General features: G+C 41.3%; 11 protein-coding genes. 6 read left to right on the plus strand and 5 right to left on the minus strand.

Annotated features, from left to right (window positions below):
* From QZY09_RS00895 to QZY09_RS00915, 6 genes are all read left to right on the plus strand, one after another.
* The coding region (locus QZY09_RS00895) for a polyprenyl synthetase family protein (protein WP_367119149.1) at positions 1-961 on the plus strand (961 nt) is incomplete at its 5' end.
* Positions 962-973: 12 nt separating this feature from the next.
* Positions 974-1,390, plus strand: coding sequence for an energy transducer TonB (locus QZY09_RS00900; RefSeq protein WP_295666916.1), 417 nt, complete (start codon positions 974-976; stop codon positions 1,388-1,390).
* A 204-nt stretch (positions 1,391-1,594) separates the two neighbouring features.
* Positions 1,595-1,831: an energy transducer TonB gene (locus QZY09_RS24645; protein WP_367119150.1), complete on the plus strand. Its 237-nt coding sequence runs from the start codon at positions 1,595-1,597 to the stop codon at positions 1,829-1,831.
* 104 nt (positions 1,832-1,935) lie between these two features.
* Complete coding sequence (locus QZY09_RS00905) at positions 1,936-2,364, plus strand: energy transducer TonB (protein ID WP_295666918.1); 429 nt, start codon at positions 1,936-1,938, stop codon at positions 2,362-2,364.
* A 25-nt stretch (positions 2,365-2,389) separates the two neighbouring features.
* Positions 2,390-3,985 carry a M1 family metallopeptidase gene (locus QZY09_RS00910; protein WP_295666920.1) on the plus strand — a complete coding sequence of 532 codons (1,596 nt, stop codon included), beginning with the start codon at positions 2,390-2,392 and terminating at the stop codon, positions 3,983-3,985.
* 7 nt (positions 3,986-3,992) lie between these two features.
* Entirely contained in the window at positions 3,993-4,442 is a 450-nt protein-coding gene (locus QZY09_RS00915) for an energy transducer TonB (RefSeq protein ID WP_295666924.1), read from the plus strand.
* Between the two features lie 65 nt (positions 4,443-4,507).
* Here the strand turns inward: QZY09_RS00915 and rpmA are convergent, their stop codons facing one another.
* The 5 genes from rpmA to QZY09_RS00940 form a co-directional block, all read right to left on the minus strand.
* Positions 4,508-4,963 carry a 50S ribosomal protein L27 gene (gene rpmA, locus QZY09_RS00920; RefSeq protein WP_295666927.1) on the minus strand — a complete coding sequence of 152 codons (456 nt, stop codon included), beginning with the start codon at positions 4,961-4,963 and terminating at the stop codon, positions 4,508-4,510.
* A gap of 50 nt (positions 4,964-5,013) precedes the next feature.
* Entirely contained in the window at positions 5,014-5,322 is a 309-nt protein-coding gene (gene rplU, locus QZY09_RS00925; protein ID WP_295666930.1) for a 50S ribosomal protein L21, read from the minus strand.
* A 78-nt stretch (positions 5,323-5,400) separates the two neighbouring features.
* Positions 5,401-6,057 carry a tetratricopeptide repeat protein gene (locus QZY09_RS00930; RefSeq protein ID WP_295666933.1) on the minus strand — a complete coding sequence of 219 codons (657 nt, stop codon included), beginning with the start codon at positions 6,055-6,057 and terminating at the stop codon, positions 5,401-5,403.
* A gap of 35 nt (positions 6,058-6,092) precedes the next feature.
* Complete coding sequence (locus QZY09_RS00935; protein ID WP_295666935.1) at positions 6,093-6,602, minus strand: hypothetical protein; 510 nt, start codon at positions 6,600-6,602, stop codon at positions 6,093-6,095.
* 94 nt (positions 6,603-6,696) lie between these two features.
* On the minus strand, positions 6,697-7,071 hold the full coding sequence (locus QZY09_RS00940) for a four helix bundle protein (protein WP_295666938.1): 375 nt from the start codon (positions 7,069-7,071) through the stop codon (positions 6,697-6,699).
* Between the last annotated feature and the right edge of the window lie 98 nt (positions 7,072-7,169).

A 7,169-nucleotide genomic window follows, 5' to 3' on the forward strand; every position in this document is an offset into this window, starting at 1 on the left:
AGCAGTATTCTTTTGCAGCTTGGAAAACTCTTTGTGCTATCTTTTGACATACATCCGACCCCACTCTTTTATCCATTTTCCCATTATTTTTGCATTGGGTGGTAAACGCATCAGGCCGGCGCTGGTATTGATGGCATGTGATCTGTTTGGTGGCGACGTGCGCAAGGCGATATCTCCTGCCCTGGCTATTGAAGTGTTCCATAACTTCACGCTAATGCATGACGATATTATGGACAATGCACCCCTGCGCCGCGGTAAAATAACCGTACACGAACGCTGGGGGCATAATACGGGCATTTTATCAGGCGATGCCATGCTGGTATTAAGTTACCAGCTGATGATGGAGGTAGAAGACCATTTACTGCGCGAAGTGCTGGATGTTTTTAACAAAACGGCCCTTGGCGTATGCGAGGGCCAGCAACTGGATATGGATTTTGAAACGCGGGCCGAAGTACACGTTGATGAATACCTGGAAATGATCCGCCTGAAAACTTCGGTATTATTGGGCGGGGCATTAAAAATAGGCGCTTTAATTGGCGGCGCAGAAATGAACGATGCGGAATTACTCAATAATTTCGGCGAATACCTGGGCATCGCGTTTCAACTGCAGGACGATATCCTGGATGTTTACGGCGACCCGGATAAATTCGGCAAACAGGTGGGCGGCGATATTATCTCCAATAAAAAAACCTGGTTACTGATCCGGGCGCAGGAACTGGCAACCGGCGTACAAAAAACAGAACTGAATTCCTGGATAGCTTTGAAGGAGTTTGATAATAACCAAAAGGTAGCCGCTGTTACCAAAATATACGACGAACTAAATATCAGGGAAGTCGCTGAGCAAGCCATGGAAACCTTTGCCGACAAAGCTTTTATTGCCCTGGATGCTATCAACCTGCCCGAGGCCCATAAACAATACCTGCGCAATTTTGCAGATGGTTTATTGGTGAGGGAGAATTAGTATATTTAGGGTATGAAATGGCTTTACCTAACCCTTATTTTTTCAATGTTTCTTATAATTGCAAATGGGCAAGCTAAACAATCAAAACGCCATTCAAAGGATAATATAATAATAACCAACCTGAATTCGCTTGATAGAAAACCAAAGTTTCCGGGTGGTGACGAAGCATTTTATAAATTTTTAGGTAAGAATTTAAAGTGGCCATTCCACGGTGATATTGATGTGCAAGGTCGTGTTTTAATAAGTTTCGTTGTCGAAAAGGATGGTAGTTTAACTAACTTTAAGGTGGAGAAAAAGTTATGGCCTGAACTGGATGCAGAAGCACTGCGCGTTTTAAAAAAATCCCCTAAATGGATTCCCGGCAAACAGAATGGAAAACTTGTCCGGGTAAGGTATACCGTGCCAATAAATTTTACAATAAACGATTAATATCATGAAGGCATTTTTTATTGCAGGATTTTATTTTTATCATTTACCTGCGTTATAGCCCAAACCGCGCTACCAACCCCACCACCTACCCCGCCGGATGTTGACCGGGCCGGGAAAGCAGATTCATCAAAACTTTCACCAACAGATCAAAACCCTGAGTTTCCGGGTGGATTAAACGAATTTTACAAATTCCTTTCAAATGGCATCAAATACCCGCGAAATGCAAGAAAGAACAAAATTCAGGGCCGGGTAGATATTTCTTTTATAGTTGAAACAGACGGTAGTTTAACCGATATAAAAGTTTCACGCAGTGTTTCGCCGGATTTGGATGATGAAGCCTTAAGGTTGATCAAAAGTTCGCCTAAATGGAAACCTGGCATTAAAAATGGTAAACTTATACCAGTAAAATATTCGGTTCCGATCAATTTTAGCCTGCAATAAGAATCTTAAAAAACAAAAGAAAGCATATTCTTTGGCGCTACTTACCTGAAATTGAATAGCGTACTAAAAAGGATTGTTTTAAAGGGATTTATTATATTTAAAGCATGAAATACGGTTTACTTTTTCCTTTCGCATTCCTATGTCTTAGCGTTATTGCTCATCCAAAAACAAAAAACATTATTACTGCCCATCATACAACGGTAACAAAACAGCAGGCCTTAACACCGCCAGAATTTCCTGGTGGACAGTCTGCACTTTTTTCCTATGTGATGAACAACCTGAAATGGCCAAAAAATAAAAACGCAGACTCGCTGCAGGAGGTTGTTTTAACTTTTTATGTGGAGAAAGACGGCAGTTTAACAGATTTTAAAGTAGTAAAAAGCCTTACCCCATCGTTTGATGCTTCGGTGATTCAGTTGTTGAAAAAATCACCGAAGTGGATCCCGGCTAAGCGCGGCAACCAACCCATCAAATCAAAATATGATTTCCCGATAAGGTACCATTCAGAAACGGAAGCAAACGATACCAATTGATTTTAATCCTTTAAATAAGTCATCCATGCACAAAATTTTAATCATCCTGTTGGCGGTGTCGATAGCCACAGGATCAAACGCCCAGCAAACCCTTACCTCCGGCGGCAAACTAAAGCCCGAGCAGGCCATTATGGATATCAGGCATTATACCATTGCGTTGGATGTCGATTTTAACCAGCGGTCGATAGACGGCTATACCACCATCGACGTTATCATGGCGCAGCCCACCCATGTGCTGCTGTTCGACCTGCTGGATTCGCTGAACGTGAAAGAAGTGCTGGTCAACAATAAAAAACAGCCTTTTGAATACAAAAATAACCTCATCAGGATAAATACAGCCAACGAGCTGCCCGCGGGCAAAGCAAGCGTCAAGGTTATTTATGGCGGTAAGCCGCATGTAGCCAGGAGACCGCCCTGGGATGATGGTTTCATCTGGACAAGGGATTCTACCGGGCACCAGTGGATGGCCATTACGGCCGAAGGTACCGGTGGCAAATTATATTTCCCATGCAAGGATCACCCGTCGGACGAACCAAATGAAGGGGTGGATATGATCATCACCGTTCCGAAAGATTTGGTGGTTGCCGGTCCGGGTGTATTGCAAAAAGTGACTAAAACTGGTGACAAGGCCACTTATCATTGGAAAACAAATTATACCATCAACAATTACAGCATTATATTTAACGCAGGCGACTATAAGGTGGTAAGCAGGCCGTATACCACGGTAAACGGCACGAATGTCCCCATCCAGTTTTATGTATTAAACGAACATGCTGATAAAGCCGAACACCTGATGGATATTTTTGTAAAAACCATTCACGAACAGGAAAAATATTTTGGCGAATATCCCTGGGCGAAAGAGAAGATCGGCCTGGTGGAAACGCCTCACCTTGGTATGGAGCACCAGAGTATGGTAGCTTATGGCAATAAATTCCGATACGCCAAAGTGGGCGGCGAAGACTATGACTGGCTGCTGCACCACGAATTCGGGCATGAATGGTGGGGTAATAAAGTTACTGCCAAAGACTGGGCCGACTACTGGATCCACGAAGGCATCTGCACCTTCGGCGATGAACTTTACGTGCGGGAATTTGCTGGCGAGCGGGCCTATATCGATCAGTTTAAAGCCATGTCGCCGCAGTTTGGTAACAAAATACCGATTGTGATGGGCAAGGATATTGACGAGGAAGCCGCTTACAACCCTGATATTTATGGCAAGGGCGCCTTTTTTATGCACACCATATGCTATATTATGGGCGACAGCATCTTTTTTCCGGCAATTAAAAAGTTTGTTACTTCACCTCAATACACTTATGATAGCCTGGTGAATACAGATGATGTAGAACAGTTTTTCAGCAAAGAATCGGGCAGGAACCTGAAACCCTTGTTCGACCTGTACCTGCGCTCGGCCGATAAATTGGAGGTGCATGTACAAACCATGGGTAACGACAAGTATATGGTAACCCTGCCGAATATGAGCATCCCGCTTCCGATAGATATTACCACCGAAAACGGCCCTACCCGCGTAACAATCGGCGGCAAGGGTTTGTTAGTGACCAGCAAGATCCTCCCTGTGATTGATGCGGATGATTTTTATATAAAGAAGGTGATTATTGAATAAAATAAACATGAAAAAAACCTTATTAACTTTTGCTCCTTTATTGATGATTTTTACAGCAAAGGCTCAAACAGTTGACACATCAAGAGCCAAACCTGTGACCGTCACCATTGATTCCCCAATAGGCGGCGATCCCAAGGACGGCATTTATACCGTGGTAGAACATGCGCCCGACTTTCCCGGAGGGCTTACTGCTTTTTATCATTTTCTATCCACCTATATTCATTATCCCGAAAGTGCGCGAAAAAGAAACCAACAGGGAAGAGTTATAGTGACCATGGTTGTAGAAAAAAATGGCACGTTGGCAGATATCAAGATTATAAGAGGGGTTTCGGACGATATTGATGCAGAAGCGATTAGGGTTATGAAGCTCTGCCCAAAATGGACACCAGGAATACAAAACGGTAAACCTGTGCGGGTGGCTTATGCTATCCCGATTAATTTTACCCTGGGTAAGTAAAAAGATCAAACTAAAAAGCCCGAACTTTCAAAAATCCGGGCTTTTTCAATATGATGAATGGCTGATTACTCAGCTTTTTCTTCAGCGTCAGCAGCTTTCTTTTTTGGAGCGGCTTTCTTTTTGGGTGCTTCAGCAACAGGTGCTTCTTCAACCGCAGCAGGTGCAGCTTCAGCTACAGGAGCCTCAGCAACGGGTGCTTTTACTTCAACAACTTTCTTTTCAGCTTTTGCAATGGGTGCAGGTGCTGCAACTTCAATAACGTCTTCAGCGAAAGGCAATACCGAAACATATGAACGGTTATCAGCTTTCTTTTTGAAGGTTACGATACCTTCAGCCAAAGCGAATAAGGTATGATCTCTGCCGATACCTACATTCAGGCCCGGATTGTGTTTGGTTCCACGCTGGCGAACGATGATGTTACCTGCGATTGCCGGCTGACCACCGAAAATTTTGATACCTAAACGTTTGCTATGCGACTCGCGGCCGTTCCGTGAACTACCGGCCCCTTTTTTATGTGCCATTTTTTAATATCTTTTATGATCCGGATAACACCGGTTCGATTAAACTTTAATTATAATGTTATACCGGTGATCTCGATCTTGGTAAACTGTTGACGGTGACCGTTCTTCTTTTTGTAACCTTTTCTACGTTTCTTTTTGAAAATGATCACTTTATCACCTTTTAAATGAGACACTATCTTAGCCGATACTTTAGCGCTTTTCAAATCAGAACCTAATTTGAAACTACCTTCGTTTTCTGCTAACAATACATTGTCAAATTCAATACTAGCGCCTTCATCCCCTTGTAGCCTGTGTACAAAGAGCTGCTGGTCTTTTGCAACTTTAAATTGCTGTCCTGCTATACTTACTATTGCGTACATTGTTTGTTAATTATTGTTTTAAAATTCGAGGTGCAAATATAGAACTTTATTTGATAAAAAGCTAGAGTATTTTAAATCTTAATTGGCACACATGTTTTTTAGTGCATTTGTGTAATTTTCGGCGATTGGCTGTCCGCCCAAGACCTTACATTCGTTATAATACTTCCACGCATTTGAGCAGTCTTTGCTTAAAAAATAGCAGATTGATAGTTTGTACGTTGTATTAACGCTCTTGCTATCAATGCCATATGATTTTTTCAAAAGATCAATGGCCATATTTAATTTCGGAACATTTTGATCATGCTGAAATTGCATAAAGTAAAGCGTGGCTTTGTCGGTTAAAATAACTGAACTTTCGGGATTGATAGCCAAACCCTTGTCATATTGAATGATGGCCATATCATAATCGTTAAAGGTCCCATAAATCGCTCCAAACCCCCAATAGGCATTTTCATTTTTTGGATCAAGTAACCATGCCTGGTTAAACCTTTTCATTGCAGTTTCCATATCGCCCTTTGCCAGGTAATTAAATCCCAGCCTGACGAGATGTTCTGACCCTTTTCTTGGAGTTGTATCCTGTTTTAAAACAGTTTCAATAAACGTCCGGTCGTCTGCTAATTGTTCTTTGGTTTTTTTTACGTTTCCATATTCCGGCTGTAAATTAATTTCAGTTTTAGCTTCATTTTTCCAATCATCATAATTCATTGGCTGGGCAAATGAGGATGTTGTGATCAAGGTGCTAATTAAGATTAAGAGATATTTCATATTAATTATTTTCTTTGGCGGTCCTCTGCATCGGCCAAAACATGTGTAATTTCTTTGATCAACTGTGCATTGGCATCCCTTAACCTGATATCGCCGTTAAATGATTCATCAAACAAAACCTTTTTGCTTTTGCGCTTATAATTAAATTCAATGTAATAGCGCGGCGGTTTTACTTTATTATCATGCGTCGTATCAGTATTCAGTTCCTTTTCAGGGAAATCCCAAAAACCCAGGTCGGCCGCTTTGCGGTGCAGGTAAAGCAGGTCGTTGGTCGTTAAATTCAAATGGGTTTTAACCAGCGAATCTTTTTTATTGATATAGTCGTACTCTCCGGTTGCTGAATTATAAGTATTTATCAGGCTGTCACCCGGGCCATATTTAAAAACGATGGATTTAAATTCAGTGAATTTATAAGGCGCTTTATTAAATACACCAACGTAATAGATGACGCTGTAAATAACGAATGAACCAATGATGGTTCCAAGGAGGAATATTTTTTTTGATTTATCAGTCATGGACAATTAATTAGTGAATTAGTGATTTAGTGAATTAGCGAATAGGAGAAATTAGCGAATTAGTGATTTAATAAGTACTAAATTGTCGGCATATCTATTTTTTTGCAGAAACTGTTTTTCGTGACGCTGACGCGATTTTTAAAATCTGGTTGGCTTCGTCATTTAAATAACCCAATTCGGAAGGTTTTACAACCTCCGCTTCTACCAATATTTCCATCCAAAAAACGGATTCGTCGGCTTCTTCGACCACGATTGATAATTTAGAATGAAACTCTGCCTGGGATCGTGCCCTGCAGGCTGCTCTATAATTTGCACCCACTGATGACGATGATCTAAGCAATTGCCTCCCAATTATCTTTGCTTCTTCTGTTTTTGGCAAAGTTCTGAAAAATTTTATGTTATCAACTACAAACTTCTTTGTCCTCTTTCGAAATGCTTCAGCAAATTCCGTTTTTGAATTGTTTTCCATGATTTTATATTGATTTAAAATTTGTCAAAAACGCTTTGCAACAAAGACACACAACAATTCATCAGTTTTTCCATTCATTCACTAACTCACTAACTCAC

The organism is uncultured Mucilaginibacter sp., assembly GCF_903913935.1.
Lineage (GTDB): Bacteria > Bacteroidota > Bacteroidia > Sphingobacteriales > Sphingobacteriaceae > Mucilaginibacter.